Source organism: Acinetobacter sp. V115_6 (assembly GCF_031799025.1).
GTDB classification, from domain to species: domain Bacteria; phylum Pseudomonadota; class Gammaproteobacteria; order Pseudomonadales; family Moraxellaceae; genus Acinetobacter; species Acinetobacter pittii.
This window is the reverse complement of the sequence record NZ_JAVQNO010000016.1, coordinates 259,077-275,476: the sequence shown is the minus strand read 5'-3', so window position 1 is coordinate 275,476 and position 16,400 is coordinate 259,077. Positions and strand designations below refer to the sequence as shown.

At 39.8% G+C, this 16,400-nt stretch carries 15 protein-coding genes; 3 read left to right on the top strand and 12 right to left on the bottom strand.

Going from position 1 to position 16,400, the window contains the following annotated elements; all coding sequences use genetic code 11:
• Position 1: 1 nt before the first annotated feature.
• The 8 genes from RMA94_RS04510 to mazG all read right to left on the bottom strand — a co-directional run bounded on the left by RMA94_RS04510 (position 2) and on the right by mazG (position 6,098).
• Positions 2 to 271 carry an HPr family phosphocarrier protein gene (locus tag RMA94_RS04510; protein ID WP_000567533.1) on the bottom strand — a complete coding sequence of 90 codons (270 nt, stop codon included), beginning with the start codon at positions 269 to 271 and terminating at the stop codon, positions 2 to 4.
• Entirely contained in the window at positions 268 to 1,119 is an 852-nt protein-coding gene (rapZ, locus tag RMA94_RS04505; RefSeq protein ID WP_005066272.1) for an RNase adapter RapZ, read from the bottom strand. Before rapZ ends, RMA94_RS04510 begins: the two co-directional genes overlap by 4 nt.
• A gap of 23 nt (positions 1,120 to 1,142) precedes the next feature.
• Complete coding sequence (gene panC, locus RMA94_RS04500; protein WP_002117191.1) at positions 1,143 to 1,991, bottom strand: pantoate--beta-alanine ligase; 849 nt, start codon at positions 1,989 to 1,991, stop codon at positions 1,143 to 1,145.
• A 3-nt stretch (positions 1,992 to 1,994) separates the two neighbouring features.
• Positions 1,995 to 2,804: a 3-methyl-2-oxobutanoate hydroxymethyltransferase gene (gene panB / locus RMA94_RS04495; protein ID WP_311081993.1), complete on the bottom strand. Its 810-nt coding sequence runs from the start codon at positions 2,802 to 2,804 to the stop codon at positions 1,995 to 1,997.
• Positions 2,805 to 2,850: 46 nt separating this feature from the next.
• Complete coding sequence (gene folK, locus RMA94_RS04490; RefSeq protein WP_311081992.1) at positions 2,851 to 3,333, bottom strand: 2-amino-4-hydroxy-6-hydroxymethyldihydropteridine diphosphokinase; 483 nt, start codon at positions 3,331 to 3,333, stop codon at positions 2,851 to 2,853.
• The gene (pcnB, locus tag RMA94_RS04485) at positions 3,330 to 4,793 is read right to left on the bottom strand and encodes a polynucleotide adenylyltransferase PcnB (protein WP_311081991.1); all 1,464 of its coding nucleotides are present in this window, start codon (positions 4,791 to 4,793) and stop codon (positions 3,330 to 3,332) included. The genes folK and pcnB overlap by 4 nt, the downstream gene beginning before the upstream one ends.
• 125 nt (positions 4,794 to 4,918) lie before the next feature.
• Positions 4,919 to 5,323: a ComEA family DNA-binding protein gene (locus tag RMA94_RS04480; RefSeq protein ID WP_238517066.1), complete on the bottom strand. Its 405-nt coding sequence runs from the start codon at positions 5,321 to 5,323 to the stop codon at positions 4,919 to 4,921.
• On the bottom strand, positions 5,292 to 6,098 hold the full coding sequence (gene mazG, locus RMA94_RS04475) for a nucleoside triphosphate pyrophosphohydrolase (RefSeq protein WP_068612366.1): 807 nt from the start codon (positions 6,096 to 6,098) through the stop codon (positions 5,292 to 5,294). The genes RMA94_RS04480 and mazG overlap by 32 nt, the downstream gene beginning before the upstream one ends.
• Before the next feature lie 112 nt (positions 6,099 to 6,210).
• On the opposite strand from mazG, the gene RMA94_RS04470 reads away from it, so the two are divergent.
• Positions 6,211 to 6,984: an SDR family oxidoreductase gene (locus tag RMA94_RS04470; RefSeq protein WP_032035272.1), complete on the top strand. Its 774-nt coding sequence runs from the start codon at positions 6,211 to 6,213 to the stop codon at positions 6,982 to 6,984.
• Between the two features lie 46 nt (positions 6,985 to 7,030).
• On the opposite strand, the gene RMA94_RS04465 is transcribed toward RMA94_RS04470, so the two are convergent.
• From RMA94_RS04465 to cysM, 4 genes are read right to left on the bottom strand one after another with little or no spacing between them, the layout of a single operon-like run.
• Entirely contained in the window at positions 7,031 to 9,337 is a 2,307-nt protein-coding gene (locus tag RMA94_RS04465) for a bifunctional (p)ppGpp synthetase/guanosine-3',5'-bis(diphosphate) 3'-pyrophosphohydrolase (RefSeq protein ID WP_002117181.1), read from the bottom strand.
• A gap of 30 nt (positions 9,338 to 9,367) precedes the next feature.
• The gene (gene rlmD / locus RMA94_RS04460; protein ID WP_060465329.1) at positions 9,368 to 10,759 is read right to left on the bottom strand and encodes a 23S rRNA (uracil(1939)-C(5))-methyltransferase RlmD; all 1,392 of its coding nucleotides are present in this window, start codon (positions 10,757 to 10,759) and stop codon (positions 9,368 to 9,370) included.
• A 9-nt stretch (positions 10,760 to 10,768) separates the two neighbouring features.
• Entirely contained in the window at positions 10,769 to 11,587 is an 819-nt protein-coding gene (locus tag RMA94_RS04455) for a 3'-5' exonuclease (RefSeq protein ID WP_005066255.1), read from the bottom strand.
• Positions 11,588 to 11,599: 12 nt separating this feature from the next.
• Positions 11,600 to 12,532, bottom strand: a complete 933-nt coding sequence (cysM, locus tag RMA94_RS04450) for a cysteine synthase CysM (RefSeq protein WP_019767976.1) — start codon at positions 12,530 to 12,532, stop codon at positions 11,600 to 11,602.
• A 172-nt stretch (positions 12,533 to 12,704) separates the two neighbouring features.
• On the opposite strand from cysM, the gene RMA94_RS04445 reads away from it, so the two are divergent.
• Together RMA94_RS04445 and RMA94_RS04440 are read left to right on the top strand one after the other, a co-directional pair.
• Entirely contained in the window at positions 12,705 to 15,512 is a 2,808-nt protein-coding gene (locus RMA94_RS04445) for an ATP-binding protein (protein WP_032062470.1), read from the top strand.
• A 94-nt stretch (positions 15,513 to 15,606) separates the two neighbouring features.
• Positions 15,607 to 16,395 (top strand): crotonase/enoyl-CoA hydratase family protein, encoded by a 789-nt coding sequence (locus RMA94_RS04440; protein WP_057075677.1) that lies wholly within the window; start codon positions 15,607 to 15,609, stop codon positions 16,393 to 16,395.
• The last annotated feature ends 5 nt before the right edge of the window (positions 16,396 to 16,400 follow it).

Below are 16,400 nucleotides of genomic sequence, written 5' to 3'. Positions count from 1 at the left end.
ATTAATCTGCCTCATAAAATTTTGCGGCGAATAACGCCTGTACTTCATTTAATGCCTGCTCTTCGTCGGTACCATCAATGACCAATCGTAAAGTGGTCCCTTTACCGGCACCCAACATCAGCAAAGACATAATATTTTTTGCATCTACTAAATGATCGCCTTTTCCAATTTGGATCGACGAACGAAATTTTGTAGTAACCTCTATCAGTTTTCCTGATGCACGAGCATGTAAACCGAGTTTATTAATTACATCAACAGTTGTGTCTATCATGACCAGTGCTTCATTTCTCTGTGTAAGACCTGAACAGACCATTCTGCCTCAAGTGCTTGTTTTAGTCTATCTACGATATAAACGGAACGATGTTGACCACCAGTACAACCAATAGAAATCGTCATATAGTGACGATGTCCTTCAGCAAATGCTGGAAGCCATTTTTTTAAGAAGTGAAGAATATCATCAAACATTTCGTTTGCTTGCGGACTTGCTTCTAAAAATTGTCTTACTGGCTCATCCAAACCAGAAAAACGTCTCAATTCTAAATCCCAATGCGGATTTGGTAAATGCCGTACATCAAAAACATAATCAGCATCTAAAGGAATGCCGTGTTTATATCCAAATGATTGCAATATTACGATGAGCTTATCTGACTGCCCCAATTTAGACAGTAAAATATGCTTTAAATCATGAACACTTTTATCCGTTGTATCAATATGAACCGTAGCGCGGAACTGAATTGGCAGCAGTAACTGCTTTTCTTCATGAATACATTGCAACAGACTTTTAAAACGATTGGCCAATGGATGCGGGCGACGCGATGCACTAAAACGTGCGATCAAATCCTGATCTTGCGTAGTCAGATAAATCACATCAACTGTGCCATGTTTTTGTAGTTGCTCAAAAACATGATCGAACTCTTGCATATCTGCACGAGTGCTTCGAACATCCACACCTAATGCCAACTGCTCTAGATTATTTTCATGATCTAGCTTTGCCACAATTTCGGGCAGCAATGCCAAAGGCAAATTATCAATACAGTAATAGCCCAAATCTTCTAACACTTGGAGAGCCGAAGATTTTCCTGAACCAGACTGTCCTGTCACGATAAGTATACGCTTCATGGCATGGCTGTCCTTTGATCTGTTTATTGGGGTGTAAAGGCAACTTCTAAATTATCAATCAAACGAGTTGCACCCAATTTTGCCGCGATGAACAACACAATATCACGATCAAACTGAGTAGCAGGTAACAGATTTGACTGACGAGCTTCGACATAATCCACAACAAACCCATTATCTGTCAACTGAGTTTTGATATCTTCTAAAACTTGTTGTAGATCTTTGCCTTGATGTAACTGCTGCTCAGCTTGCTTTAAACTCTGATAAATAACCGGAGCGACCTGACGTTGCTCAGGACTTAAATAACCATTTCTTGAACTAAGAGCCAAGCCATCTGCTGCACGAACAATAGGCACACCAATGACTTCTAAAGGGATATTTAAATCTTGTACAAACTGACGAATCACTGCTAACTGCTGGTAATCTTTTTGACCAAAGAAAGCATAGTTAGGTTGCACAATATTAAAGAGTTTGGTGACCACCAAAGCTACGCCATCAAAATGCCCAGGACGTGAACTACCACATAAAGCATCAGTAATTTGGCTAACACTTATATTGGTTAAACGTGGCTGAGTACCGTACATTTGCTCAACTGATGGTGCAAAAATAATGTCACAGCCGACATCGGCCAATAGACGGCTATCTTGCTCTAAAGTACGAGGATAGTTATCAAAATCTTCACCCGGTCCAAATTGAGTTGGATTTACGAAGATGCTAACAACAACAACATCACATAACTTTTTCGCTTCACGAACAAGTGTGAGATGTCCTTCATGTAGATTTCCCATTGTTGGGACAAAACCAATAATTTTACGCGCAGCTCTAGCAGGATTTAAAGAAGCTGCAAGACCTTGTATGGTGGTTTCTGTTTTCATGAATTACAGCTCAACGTGGAAAGTATGTTCTTTGGCTGGAAATGACTGATCCTGCACGGCAGCATGAAAAGCTTTAAAAGCGTCTAGGATTGCTGTTTCTCCAGATTGTTCTTTCATAAAGTTACGGACAAAACGCGCAACTCGACCAAAAGTTAAACCAAGCATGTCCTGTACTACAAGTACCTGACCATCAGTCGCATTACCCGCACCAATACCAATCACAGGCGTATTTGGAAATAGTTCGGCAATTTCTTGTCCCAACTGAGCAGGAACACATTCAAGCAATAGAACTACCGCACCTGCTTCAACCACTGCCGTACAATCAGCAATAAGTTGATCAGCTGCTTCACGTGTTTTAGCTTGTAATTTATAGCCACCAAATACGTGTACAGATTGAGGAGTTAAACCTAAATGTACACATACAGGTACACCATTACGTGTTAACACTTGTACAGTTTCACTTAGCCACGCGCCACCTTCGATTTTGATCATCTGAGCACCAGCTTGCATAACTGTTCTTGCGTTTTGCAAAGCATCATTTAAGGTGGCATAACTCATAAATGGCAAGTCCGTCATAATCAAGGCATGCTGATTACCGCGGCGCACCGCTGCCGTATGATAAGCCATATCTTCAACGGTTACTGGCAAAGTTGAATCTCGCCCTTGAATTGCCATTCCAAGAGAATCACCAATTAAGATTGTATCAATTTCAGCAAGTTCCATTGCTTTTGCCATGCTTGCATCGTAACAAGTTAGACAAGAGAACTTACGTCCTTCGGCTTTAAATTTTCTTAAGTCACTTAGACTAATCATGATGATATCCTCTACAGGAGTTTGCAGAACATAATGAATCGAGAGCTTAAGCCCAAGACTCATCCGCAAGTACAGTCAGCGTTGGCTGCTGTATCAGTTCTAAATTTTTAAGTGGCTGATCATTAATCTGTAAATCAGCATCTAAATCTAATAAAGGAATCACAACGAAATCTCGTTGTAGAATGCCTATGTGCGGCACAGTTAAGCGCTCATTGTGAATTTTTTCATTGCCATAAATAAGTAAATCCAGATCTAAGGTTCGCTCACCCCAACGACGAAGTCGTACACGGCCAGCTTCTTGCTCAAACCGTTGTAAATGATCCAGCAGATCTAAAGGTTCAAGATAGGTATTTAATTTTGCAACTGCATTTAAATAATTTGGCTGGTCTTGAGGTCCCATAGGCGGACTTTGATAAAGTCTAGAGACTTTAACCATTCCTAACGTCTTAAGCTTAGCAATGGCTTCAGATAAAATTTGACGTGAATCGCCTAAATTACTTCCTAAACCAATATAAGTGGTTATTGTCATTGCGTTGGCCCAAAGACGACTTGGCTTAAATCACGTTGTACTCGCTTACGTTTTAAAATTGGATGATCGCCCATCACGCCTGCTTCAGAAGTAGTCGCTTTTTCAACAAATCGGCCAACTGCCTGATCTTGTCTAGTACGTTCTTTTTTCCCACGGCGAGTACGTGGTTCCGGAATATCAACCAAAGGTTCAATTTCCGTGTCAACTTTATTATTTTCAATAGGTTCAGCAGCAGCTTTACGACGGTTTCTAGCTTTCTGACGATTATATTGGCTAATCGCAGCTTCTTTTTCGTCATTTGACATTTCTTGGTAGGCTTCCCACCAGCTTCCCATTCCTTGTGTTGTGTCATCACCTGACTTTTCACGAAGTAATAAGAAGTCAAAACCTGCACGGAAACGAGCATGTCCAGCCAATGCTTCTATTTGCTGTGGTTTTGGATTGAGCAAACGGGTCTGCATTTCCCAAACTTCACGAATAAAAGTTTCTGCAAAGCGAGGAATAACTGTACGTGTTGCTTGACGTTTTAAGACATCTAAACCAGCCTGTGCACGGGCTTCAGCCGGCACAATACCTTTAGATAAATAAAACTCACAACGCTCTAAAAATGGTTGCCACAATAACACTGCATAGAAAAATGCTGGGTTAATTGTTTTCCCAACCTGAATACGTTGATCTGTATTTTTTGCTGCTCTTAAAATAAATGGAGTGAGGTTAGGCTGAATATCTGCAAAGAGTTGCTTCCAGACACCAAACTCAATCAACATTGGCAAAACACGCGCCAAATGTCCCATTGTGAACAGCTTCTGAGATTCATCGTATAAACGATGCGGAGAGACATCACGCAGTAATTGCGTCATTTCAGCATCAAAGATATTGAGAATATTTGAATCAATTTTGAAATTTAACTTAGCTGCAAAACGTAGAGTTCGCAGCATACGCACTGGGTCTTCTTCGAAGCGCTGTGCCGGATCGCCCAATAAACGTAGAGTTTTATTTTTTACATCATCAATTGCTTTGCAGAAATCGAGCACAATACTCTTACGCGGTTGGTAATATAGCGTATTGATTGAAAAATCACGTCGAGCAAAGTCTTGTTCGATAGTCCCCCAGTTATTGTCACGTAAAATCATGCCTGAAGCACTAGTGACTGCTTTTTTTGGAGGAGCACGGAAAGTTGCAACTTCAATAAGCTCACGCCCTGAATAGACATGTGCTAATTCAAATCGACGGCCAATGATTCGACAACGTCGACCAAAAACTTCTTTAATCTGGGAAGGTGTTGCGTTAGTGACTGCATCGAAATCTTTAGGATTAAGCCCTAGCATTAAATCACGGACACCACCCCCAACAATATAAGCTTCATAGCCAGCTTTAGTCAGGCTATCGATCACATCTAAAATCGAAGAAGGAAGTTGGGCTGTGGACAAACCACATTTTGACGCTCGCAAGGTTTGCAAAAGACGCTGTCTCCTACGTCAGGACGTAAATAACAAGTTGTCGCTAATCATAGCTCTAACGCACACAAAGGGCAATTTGATTCTCTGTAGTTTGCACATGAAATGATAATTGACAGACAGATGATTTATAAAGTCAAACGCATTTTATTCTTTTCAAAAATGGCTGGACCAATGCCCTTTACGTTTTTAAATTCATCAATATTTTTAAAGCCACCATTCTTTTGACGGTATTCCACAATTGCCTGAGCCTTTTTCTCACCAATACCTTTTAGCTTTTGGAGCTCATCAATATTGGCTTGATTCAAATGAACTTGTCCCGAAGAGTCAGTCATGGCTGAGCTTTTTGGAACACTAGAATGAGAAGCGTGTTGTATGCTCAACTTCTGATCATACCTCTGCTGTTTCGCCTTCCACTCCTTAAAATTTTGATCAAAAGATTGAGCCTGAACAAAGGTTGAAGAAATCAGGCTCCAAAATAAAACAATGAAAATATTGTGCTTATTCTTCCAAAGGTTCATGCTGAGCTGCATGTGTTTTTTCCCCTAACTTTAACTGCCGCTTTGCCTGATTCCACAATTCATCCATTTCAGACAGGGTCATGTCTTCTAATGTTCTTTGCTGTTTTTGGGCTTGATCTTCAATAAAAGCAAAACGGCTTCTAAATTTATGTATTGTCGATAAAAGTGATGTTTCACTTGAAATCGCAAGTTTACGTCCAACATTGACTAATGAAAACAGGCAATCTCCAAATTCGTCTTGAATTTCATCAATATTTTGATTTTTTAGGGCCTGCTTAAACTCATCCAACTCTTCTTCTAGTTTTTCATAGGCATCTTCTACCGTTTCGAAATCAAACCCAACCTTAGCTACATTTGTTTGAATTTCTTGTGCCTGTAACAATGCTGGCCCATGCTTTATTTCATCTAATCTTGATTGCGGCTTGCCTTGTTTTTCTTGTTGTTTAATTTGTTTCCAAAGCTCACTTACTTGTTCTGGGCTTAAATTATTAAGTTGATCTGCCTGAAAAACATGGGGATGACGGCGTATTAACTTTTCACTTATTGCCTCAACAACATCTTGAAAGTTAAAAGCGCCTTGCTCACTAAACATTTGTGATTGAAACACAACCTGTAATAACAAATCGCCTAGTTCATTTCTAATTTCATTAATATCGCCATGGCGGATGGCCGCCTCGACTTCATATGCTTCTTCAATCGCATATTTAGTCAGTGACATTGGAGTTTGCTGTTGATCCCACGGACATTTTTCACGTAACTCTTGCATGATTTTAAGCAATTTATCCATGGTAACCCTCAAGTTTAAAAAGTCGGTCAGTCAAACTAAGATTTTAATTTGTTATGATCAAAATCAAAGCGATTAAATCAGTCGCACTATTGTACTGACAAAGAGAAAAAAGATGAGATACAGTATTCTGATTAGTGGTGCCGCTCAAGGTATTGGGGCTGAAATTGCACGCGTATTCTACAAACAAGGATATAAAGTAGGCATTTATGATATTAATGAATCGCTTGCTCAGGAACTAGCAAATGACTTAGGGCCAAATGCCCGTGCCGGCTATCTAGATGTAAGTGACTACAGCCAGTGGCAACACATATTAAAAGAATTTACCGAATGGGCTGGTGAACTTAATATTTTGGTAAATAATGCAGGTATTTTATATTCTGGCGCTTTTGAAACGACTGATATTAAAGCTCACCAAAGAACAATAAATATTAATGTAAACGGCGTAATCAATGGCTGTCACGCTGCTCTACCCTACTTAAAGCAAGCGTCTTTTGCACGCGTTATCAACCTCTCTTCGGCTTCTGCAATTTATGGTCAAGCTGATTTGGTCTCTTATTCAGCCAGTAAATTTGCTGTTCGCGGGATTACTGAAGGTTTAGATGTGGAATGGAAAAAATATGGTATTCGCGTTTTAGATGTGATGCCGCTATTTGTACAAACTGCAATGGTTAACAATATGGATGCAGGCACTATTCAAAATATGGGGATAGATTTAACCCCAAATGATATTGCTCAGCAGGTGCTTACGCTTGTAGAGAAAAAGGCTCATTTTTGGACACCTACCCACACTCCAGTGGGTATAAAAACCAAACTGCTTTATCAACTATCAACGTTGAGCCCACAATTTCTAAATCGACTCACCAATATTTATTTATCTAGAAAGTAATTTGCAGTAAAAAGGCTGTCATTTGACAGCCTTTTTACTTAATTTATTAAACACCTTGAATCATGCGTCGCGCACTAATGATTCCCGGTTGTTGCTCTAGGCGAGCCAATAAACGAGAAAGCTGCGCTAAACCTTTAACCTCAATGAGCAACTTCATATTGGCAATACCATCTGCCTCAGAAATTGTATTAACCTGACGAATATTGATTTGGTCAGAGAAAATCACTTGAGTTAAGTCTTTAAGAAGACCACGACGATCATAAGCTTCCACCACAATCTGAACGCTTTGACCACGTGTTGGCTGCATTTCCCAATCAGCTTCAACAGCACGCTCTGGCTCTTGCTTAATCATACGCTGATAGTCAGAACAAATGACTTTATGGATGCTGACACCACGGTTCAAAGTAATATATCCAGCGATTGATTCACCATGTACCGGCTGACAGCACTGAGCGATGTGCAGCTCTACATTATCTAAACCATCAATTAAAATGCCATGTGCTGATAGCGTATGGCTAGCACGCGGATTTAACGTTGGTTTAAGTACTAGTTCAGGCTCATCCTGATCTAGATGCATTTGGCGGTTCACCTGATTAATCAGGGCATGTAAGCTAATATCGCCACTGACCAAATTCACCAAAATGTCGTCGCCGGTCTTCACATTAAAATGTGATGAATAATCGTTTAAGTCGATACTTTTTGGGTGAATCGCAAGACGAGCTAACTCTTTATTAAGCAGTTCTCGGCCTACTTCAAGATTCTTACTACGGTCTTGCTGCCTAAACCAATGACGCAACTTGTCACGTGCACGAGAGGTTTTAATATAACCAAGAGAGTTCACCAACCAATCACGGTTTGGTTCACGATCTTTTTTAGTTAAAATTTCAACCTGTTCACCCGTTTTTAAAGTATAGGTAAGTGGCACATAACGCTGGTTGACCCGCGCCGCATAACACTTATTCCCTACTTCTGTATGCACATGATAGGCAAAATCTAAAACTGTTGAGCCACGCGGCAATTCCTTAATATCACCATCACGACTGAAAACATAAATCTTCTCAAAGCCCTCAAAGTCTTGTAACTGTTCAAAGCCTTCTGTTTCATCTTCGTTTTGATGTACCGTCGTTTCATTACGTTCTTGATAGTGTTCTAAAACGGCACGTAATGAATGCAAACGATGGTTAAAAGAATGGTCGGTATTCTTTGAACCTTCTTTATAGTTAAAGTGTGAACATACGCCTAACTCTGCTTCATCATGCATCTCGTGAGTACGAATTTGCACTTCAAGAGATTTGTTTTCAGCAATTACAGCCGTATGCAAAGAACGATAACCATTGGCTTTCGGGTTTGTAATATAGTCATCAAACTGATGCGGAATATGACGCCAGATTTGATGTACGATACCTAAAGAGTGGTAGCACTCTGGCACACTATTGACCAACACACGCAAAGCACGAATGTCATAAAGTTGGTCAAAGCTCAGGTTTTTGCTCTTCATTTTTCGATAAATCGAATAAATGTGTTTTGCACGCCCTGTAATTTCAGCTTCAATGCCGTAAGACGCTAACTCATTTTTCAAACGGTCAATGACGAACTGAATATAATGCTCACGCTCTAAACGCTTTTCATTGAGTAATGAAGCAATCTCTTTATAGCGATCTGGAGCCAAATAGCGAAACGCTAGATCTTCAAGTTCCCATTTAAGCTGAGCAATACCAAGTCGATGTGCCAACGGCGAATAAATAGTAAGAATTTCACGCGCTACACGTTCTTGGCGTTCACGAGAGGAATTTGCAAGCTCTCGCAAAGAATAAGTACGTTCAGCAAGTTTAATTAAAACAACACGAACATCTTCGGTCACCGAAATCAGCATTTTATAAATGCCGCTTAGATGTTCTCGTTGATTATTATTAAAGTGATCTTCTAACCGTTTATTTTTTTCAATAAGTTCTGAGAGTTTACCCATTGCCAAAGTACCTTTGACAAGGTTGTAAACTTGCTCCCCGAATTTCTGTTTTACTTCTTCTATATCGGTAATGCCTTCACGCACACTACGATAAAGCATTGCTGCTGATAAAGTATCTTCATCTACATGGAGATGTGCCAGAATGTCGGCCATTCCAACGCCTGTAGCAAAAGTATTGGAACGATGATTAACCGTTGAATCTAACTCTTTTTGCAGGGTTAAATGAGCGACTTTTTCAAGTTGTTCAAGCTCCGCCCCATCTAATATTTCACGCACCCGATCCAACCATGAGGCTAAACCGATTTGCGTTTCGGCGGCATGCTCTACAGTCGTTTCCTCTGACAACTCGGTTAGTTGTTCAGGTAACTGTTCACGTACTGTGACCATACCATTCTCCTCAATATGTAACTCATGTTTTTAATCGTTTATCTCTTGAATTTTTTCAAATAGTGCAATGGATTCAACATGTTCGGTATGCGTAAACATGTCCATCACTGCTGCTTTTTTTAACTGGTAACCATATTGGACCAAAACACCCGCATCCCTTGCCAGTGTAGCTGGATTACATGATACATAAACGATTCTTTTTGCTCCAAAATTTGATACATACTGCATAATTTCATATGCACCAGCACGAGGAGGATCAATCAATAATGCATCAAATCCTTGATTTGCCCAAGAATGATGCGAAAAATCTTTTGTTAAATCTTGTGAAAAGAAGGTTGCTTGCACCAAACTATTGCATTCCGCATTAGCTGTTGCTCGCTGCACCATTTCTTCACTCCCTTCAACACCGACAACCTGACCACTCTCACCAACACATCGTGCTAACGGGAGTGAGAAATTGCCCAAACCGCAAAATAGATCAAGCACCTTTTCACCTGGTTGCAACTGAAGCAATTCACATGCCAATTGAACCATCTGTTCATTTACTGTGGCATTGACCTGAGTAAAATCCAATGGCGAAAAAGCAAAATTTACATTAAACCTTTCTAAGGCATAATGTAAACGTAAAGCACCTTGTTCATCATCAATACGACGAATGCTTTCAGGACCTTTAGGTTGCAAATACAACTGCCACCCTTTGTGTAACGCAAATTGCTTTAATTGGTTGACATCAGAATTGTTTAATTTTTCTACATGACGAACCAATAAAGAAATTTCATTATCACCTTTTGCTAATTCTACATGACCAATGTGCGCTTTGCCTTTTAGACTTTGGAGTAAAGTGCGTAACTCAGGCAGACTATTTGATAAGTTTTTATCCAAAACACTACAGCTATGGATCGAAGTTAAACGATTACTATGATGTTCGCGAAAACCCATGATTAAGCGATCTGGTTTTGGCAAATAGCGCACGCCTATTCGAGCACGACGACGATAATCACTTTGTAAAGATCGAATCGGTTCTAGCCACTGTTCAGGTTGAATACCTGCAAAATGCTGTAAATGTGACTGGAGTACATTTTGTTTTAAACGGATTTGTTCATCAGGATGAATATGCTGCATGCTACATCCACCACAGATACCATAATGAGGACAAATTGCCTCTATACGATGTGCTGAAGGTTCTCCTAACAACTGCAACATTTCAGCTTCTTCAAGACGCTTCGCTTGATGGGTAATCCGAGCTTTTACAGTTTCTCCTGGCAATGCATAACGAATAAAAACTTTTTTGCCATGCTTATCTGCAGGGTGCTCAGGATGAGAACCATAATGCGCAATTCCACGCCCCTCATGAGAAAGTGTTTCAACCTGAAAAATATATTCAGGCTGTTGAAGGTTGCGAGATTTGGCTTGTTGTTTCAAAGAATGAACCTAAAAATCTGAAGAATTAAAATAGTGAGAAGTAAATTCGGTATGTTTCGAAGTACGCTCCCATACTTCAAGGAAATCGGCTTGCTGTGGCATAGTCTGTAAATATTCAATACTCGAACTGATCCAATGGTTATGCTCATCTGCATTTAATTGGCCTTTTAGTACTAACCAACGCAAATAAATAAACCATGTATTGAGCACATCCCCTTCACAATAGCTCGTCAATTTTAACCACTGTTGATTACGAACATATTCCGGCACATGATAACCCGACTCACCACGCTTACCCGGTAAACCTAAAATACAGGCAATATCATCAAGCTTTTGAAAATTACGACCATTAAACATTGCCATCACGTCCATTAAATCTATATGGCGATGGTGATAACGGTTTTGGTAATTATTAAAACGCTTCTGGCTATCAATCTCACCTTGATCAAACAGACCGGGTGCAGAGAGCCCATGATACATAGCGCGAAATAGGATAACTGGTAAATCAAATTGTGAACCATTCCAACTTACTAGAGTCGGATGGCGCTTATCAAAAATAGATAGAAATTTCTGCAAAATTTCTGCTTCAGAATATTGTTCTCGACTAAAAGAAAATAATCGAAAACCAGACTCATCGATCCATAAGCCAGAAATACACACAATTTCATGTAAAGGCAAACGCTGAAAATCCATACCAGATTCTTGGCGACGGATTTTCGTCAATGCTTGCTCTACATCGGCCTCAGGTAAATCAAGATGATATAAATGCGCACCCGCTTTTAAATCAGTTAAAGTTTCAATATCAAAAACTAAGGTAGGGAAACGCATTATTTCTCTCAATTATGAGTTATCGTCCTGTACTGAAAACAGACCTGTAGACAAGTAGCGATCGCCACGGTCACAGATAATGCAAACAATAACAGCATCTGGATTTTCTTCTGCAATTTTGATTGATGCCCAAACTGCACCGCCTGAAGATGTACCAGCACTAACACCTTCCATACGTGCTAATTTACGCATAGTTTTTTCAGCTTCAATTTGTGGAATATCAATAATACGATCCACACGGCTACTATCAAAAATAGTAGGCAAATATTCTTTTGGCCAACGGCGAATACCAGCAATACTTGATCCGTCTGCTGGCTGTAAACCAACAATTTGAATATCTGGGTTTTGTTGTTTTAAATATTTAGAAACGCCCATAATAGTACCGGTTGTACCCATTGAGCTTACAAAATGGGTAATCTTCCCACCTGTTTGTTTCCAAATTTCAGGGCCAGTTGTTAAATAATGTGCTTCAACATTATCAGGATTACCAAACTGATTTAAAACGTGACCTTTACCTTCTTTTTCCATTTGCAAGGCTAAATCTCGTGCACCTTCCATACCTTGCTGTGGTGTTACTTCAATCAGCTCTGCGCCATAAGCCAACATTGCGTCTTTACGCTCCTGGCTCATGTTGTTCGGCATAATAAGTTTCATTTTATAGCCGCGCATTGCCGCAACCATAGCCAACGCAATACCTGTATTACCGCTAGTTGCTTCAATTAATGTATCACCCGGTTTAATTTGACCACGTTTTTCTGCCTGCATAATCATGTTATATGCAGGACGGTCTTTTACAGAACCTGCCGGATTATTACCTTCCAATTTTGCTAAAACTATCGCTTGCGTATGAGAAGCTAATCGCTGCAAACGAACTAGAGGTGTCTTACCTACATAGTGATCTAACAAAAATTCGTCAGCTAAAAAATCAGGTTGTGTATTACTCATGATCAACACCTATATCGAGGTGGGCCTATTGTATGAAAAAATGCTCGGTACTGCACCCATTTCAATATGCTTTTTCATGAAAGCGATTAAAGCTCGGTCATTTATAAAATGCCGTCTGTTTTAAAATAAAGCGTGATAAGATGCCGTACAGAGAGATAAATCTGATGTAGCCATGTCTAATTTCAATAAAACCTTATCGAAACGCTTACGTCTGAATCACGCATATGGGCAATTGATTGCTCTTATTTTTGTGCCCATTATGATTTTAACGTGTGTTGGTGCTTTTCTGGTTTTAACTGAAACCTCGCATTCAGTAAAACAACAACAGCTACATCATGCCTCAGCAATTTTAGCCCGCTATAATCAAATCGCACTAGATTTATACCACCTAGTTGAACTACAGCCCGATGAATATGACCATGCTCAGCACATCATGCAAAGCATGTTTAATGAAAAAAATCTAAAACGTGCTGCGTTAATTGATAGCAATGGTCAGACTTATTTAAGTATCGGTTATCGAGACAATCGTTATTGGCCAAACTTTACTGAAAAAAATAATTTTTTTGGTCCAATCTCTTATAACCACAACAATATTTATGGACAGCGGATTAGCGACACACCCGGAAAAGCACCTGTCTGGCTTGTGATTGAAATGGATAATCAGCCACTAGAATTGGCACGTTACCGTATTTTGATTGCCCTCGTCATTACTGGCTTAATGACCTTACTGTTACTTTTACTTTGCTTGAATTTTTACTCTCGTCGCTGGATTGCACCGATGTACGAAATTCGCATGCAGTTGCAACGTTTAAATGCAGACACGTTGGACCAGCATATGGTCATTAACAGTACGGGTGAATTGCGCTTATTACAGCGTGATATTGCAAACGTTGTTAAACGATTGCACTTTAGCTTTTTAGAGTTAAAAGAACACACCGAACAAACCGAAGAAGACTTACGCAGAACGCTAGATACCTTAGAAGTTCAAAACATTACCTATCGTCAAGCACGTGACCAAGCGATTTCTTCAAACCAAGCCAAATCGGTTTTTCTTGCCAATATTAGTCATGAGCTTCGAACGCCTTTAAACAGTATTGATGGCTTTATTCATTTATTACTTCGTCAACAAAACCTAAATAACGAACAAAATCTTTACCTGCAAACTATTCGCAAGTCATCAGCCCATTTATTGGCATTAATTAATGATGTATTAGATTTCTCAAAAATTGATGCTGGTAAATTAGAGCTCGAAACAGCGCCGTTTGATTTAGAAGAAGCCGTCTTTGACGTCATGGATATGCTGTCTCCACTGGCTGCCCAAAAGCATATCGCTATGGCTTTTTACTATGCCGACAATATTCCACAACAAGTGATTGGTGATGCTTTACGCTTCAAACAAATTCTGACTAACTTGATTTCGAATGCGATTAAGTTCACTCCAGATGGCGAAATTATTGTTCGTGTTCGTATGGAGCATGATGATATCGGACAGTGCCTACTTCATTTTAGTGTTCAAGACAGTGGTATTGGTTTAAGCGGTACAGATCGTAAAAAATTATTTGAATCATTCTCGCAAGGTGATGCATCCGTTACACGTCAATTTGGCGGTACAGGTTTAGGTCTTGCGATCTCTAAACAGCTCGTTCATCTCATGCATGGCCAAATTGGCTTTGAGGACAATCAGGAACGTGCTCCAACAGAAAAAGGTTCAACCTTCTGGTTTACCGCACAATTTGTAGTAGATGAAGATTACGAGATTGAACACCCGCACTTTGAACATTTACAAGTGGTGTCTTATCTTGCCCACCCCGCTACAGCAAGTGTTTTACGTTATTACCTTGAGAACTATCATGTTCCTCACATCGAGACGCAATCGATTCTGGACTTGTTTAGCCGCTTAAAGCATCTTGATCAGAAAGATAATACATGGCTCATTGTTGACCATAGTGGTGATACTGAAGCGTTATTAAAAGAAATTCGTAGTCGTTATCAAGGTAATTTGGCAGTTTATGGCTATCAAATGACGCTTGAGCCAAACATGCTCACTGAATATCGTGCTCGTCCTCTCTATCAACCACTCAGCCGAAGCGGACTCATTCAATTATTAAATGATCAGCCTATTTTTGAAGAGGAACAACAAGACTTTAATGGTCAGGGTTTACACATTCTGGCAGTGGATGACCATTTACCTAACTTAATTGTTTTAGAAGCCCTACTGGGTGAACTTAACGTTAGAACAACTAAAGCAATCAGTGGTCAAGAAGCGCTTAATCTGATTCAAGAGCGAATCGATCAGAAACTCAAACCATTTGATTTAGTGTTTATGGATATTCAAATGCCTGTTATGTCAGGTATTGATACAACTCGCGCTATTCGTTCATTAGAGTCGACTTTAGATGGTGAAATGCAACTTCCAATTATTGCATTAACAGCCCATGCCCTTGCCGATGAAAAACAAAAACTTCTCAAAGTCGGCATGAATGACTATGTCACCAAGCCAATTCAAATGGAACAAATTATCCAGATTCTAACGCAATGGACTAAAAACAACTTTACAGCAAAAGCTCCAGATAAAGACCATCATGTCGTTGCAGAAGCATTAGACCCAGAAATTCTAAACTGGCAACAAAGCTTGCAGCTTGCAGCAAACAAAGAAGATCTTGCTCAAGATTTACTTAAAATGTTAGTTGATAGTTTCCCAACTGAGCTAGACGAAATGCAGCAGCTTATTGAGCTTGAAGACTTCCCTCAACTTGAGCATGTTTTACATCGTCTTTATGGCGCTACACGCTATGTAGGGACTCCAAAACTACAACAAGTGACCGGTGACTTTGAGCAATTTGTTTCAACACTACGCAAAGAACGCCGTATAGCCGATGAAAGCTTTATTGAAGAAGTTATGAGACGCTTTGATGAGTTAGGACTTGTTGTAAAAGAAGTAGAAAGTGCTGCTCATCAAATCTTAGTAATCCCTGACTAACAGACCGACTAAATAGGCATGACTGAGCTGTCATGTTTCCAAATTACAGCCATGTTATGCTCCGCTTATCGATAAAAAAATAAGCGGGAATTTCATGGCACTTTTACGTATTGAAAAGAATAATGGCATTGCAACAGTTTATCTAAACCGTCCTGATAAACGTAACGCCATGAGTTTTGCCCTTCTCAAAGAACTCGTTTCAACAGCAAAAGCCATTAAAAAAGATAGAGAGATCCGCTGTGTGATTTTGACAGGTGAAGCACAAGTTTTTAGTGCTGGAATTGATTTATCTGATCTGAATAATCCGAAAAACTCCGCTTTTGCCATTTGGGAGCTTGTGAAACCCGGACAAAGCCTATTCCAGAAAGCATTCCTGATTTGGCAAAATTTACCTGTACCTGTGATTGCAGCTCTTGAAGGATATTGTTTTGGTGCCGGAATGCAACTTGCCTTAGCAGCTGATATTCGCATTTCTCATCCAGACACTAAAATGTCGATTATGGAAAGCCGTTGGGGCTTAGTGCCAGACATGGGACTTACTCGTTCATTGAAGGGACTAATTGGCGTTGATCTTGCAAAAGAACTCACCTTAACCGCTCGTGTTTTCGATGGAAATTATGCAAAAGAAATTGGTCTTGTAACTCATTTAAGTGACTCTCCGCTAGAAAAAGCAAATGAAATTGCCACTGAAATGTTACAACGCTCACCCGATGCTCTCACTGCTGCAAAACGTGTACTTGATGCAATGGAACACCAACCAGAAAAATCATTACGTCTAGAAAAAATCTGGCAACTTAAATTATTACTTGGTAAAAATAGCAAACTTGCTCGTAAAAAAGACAAACATCCGGAAGTTAATTTTTTACCACGCCAATATAAATAAAGAGC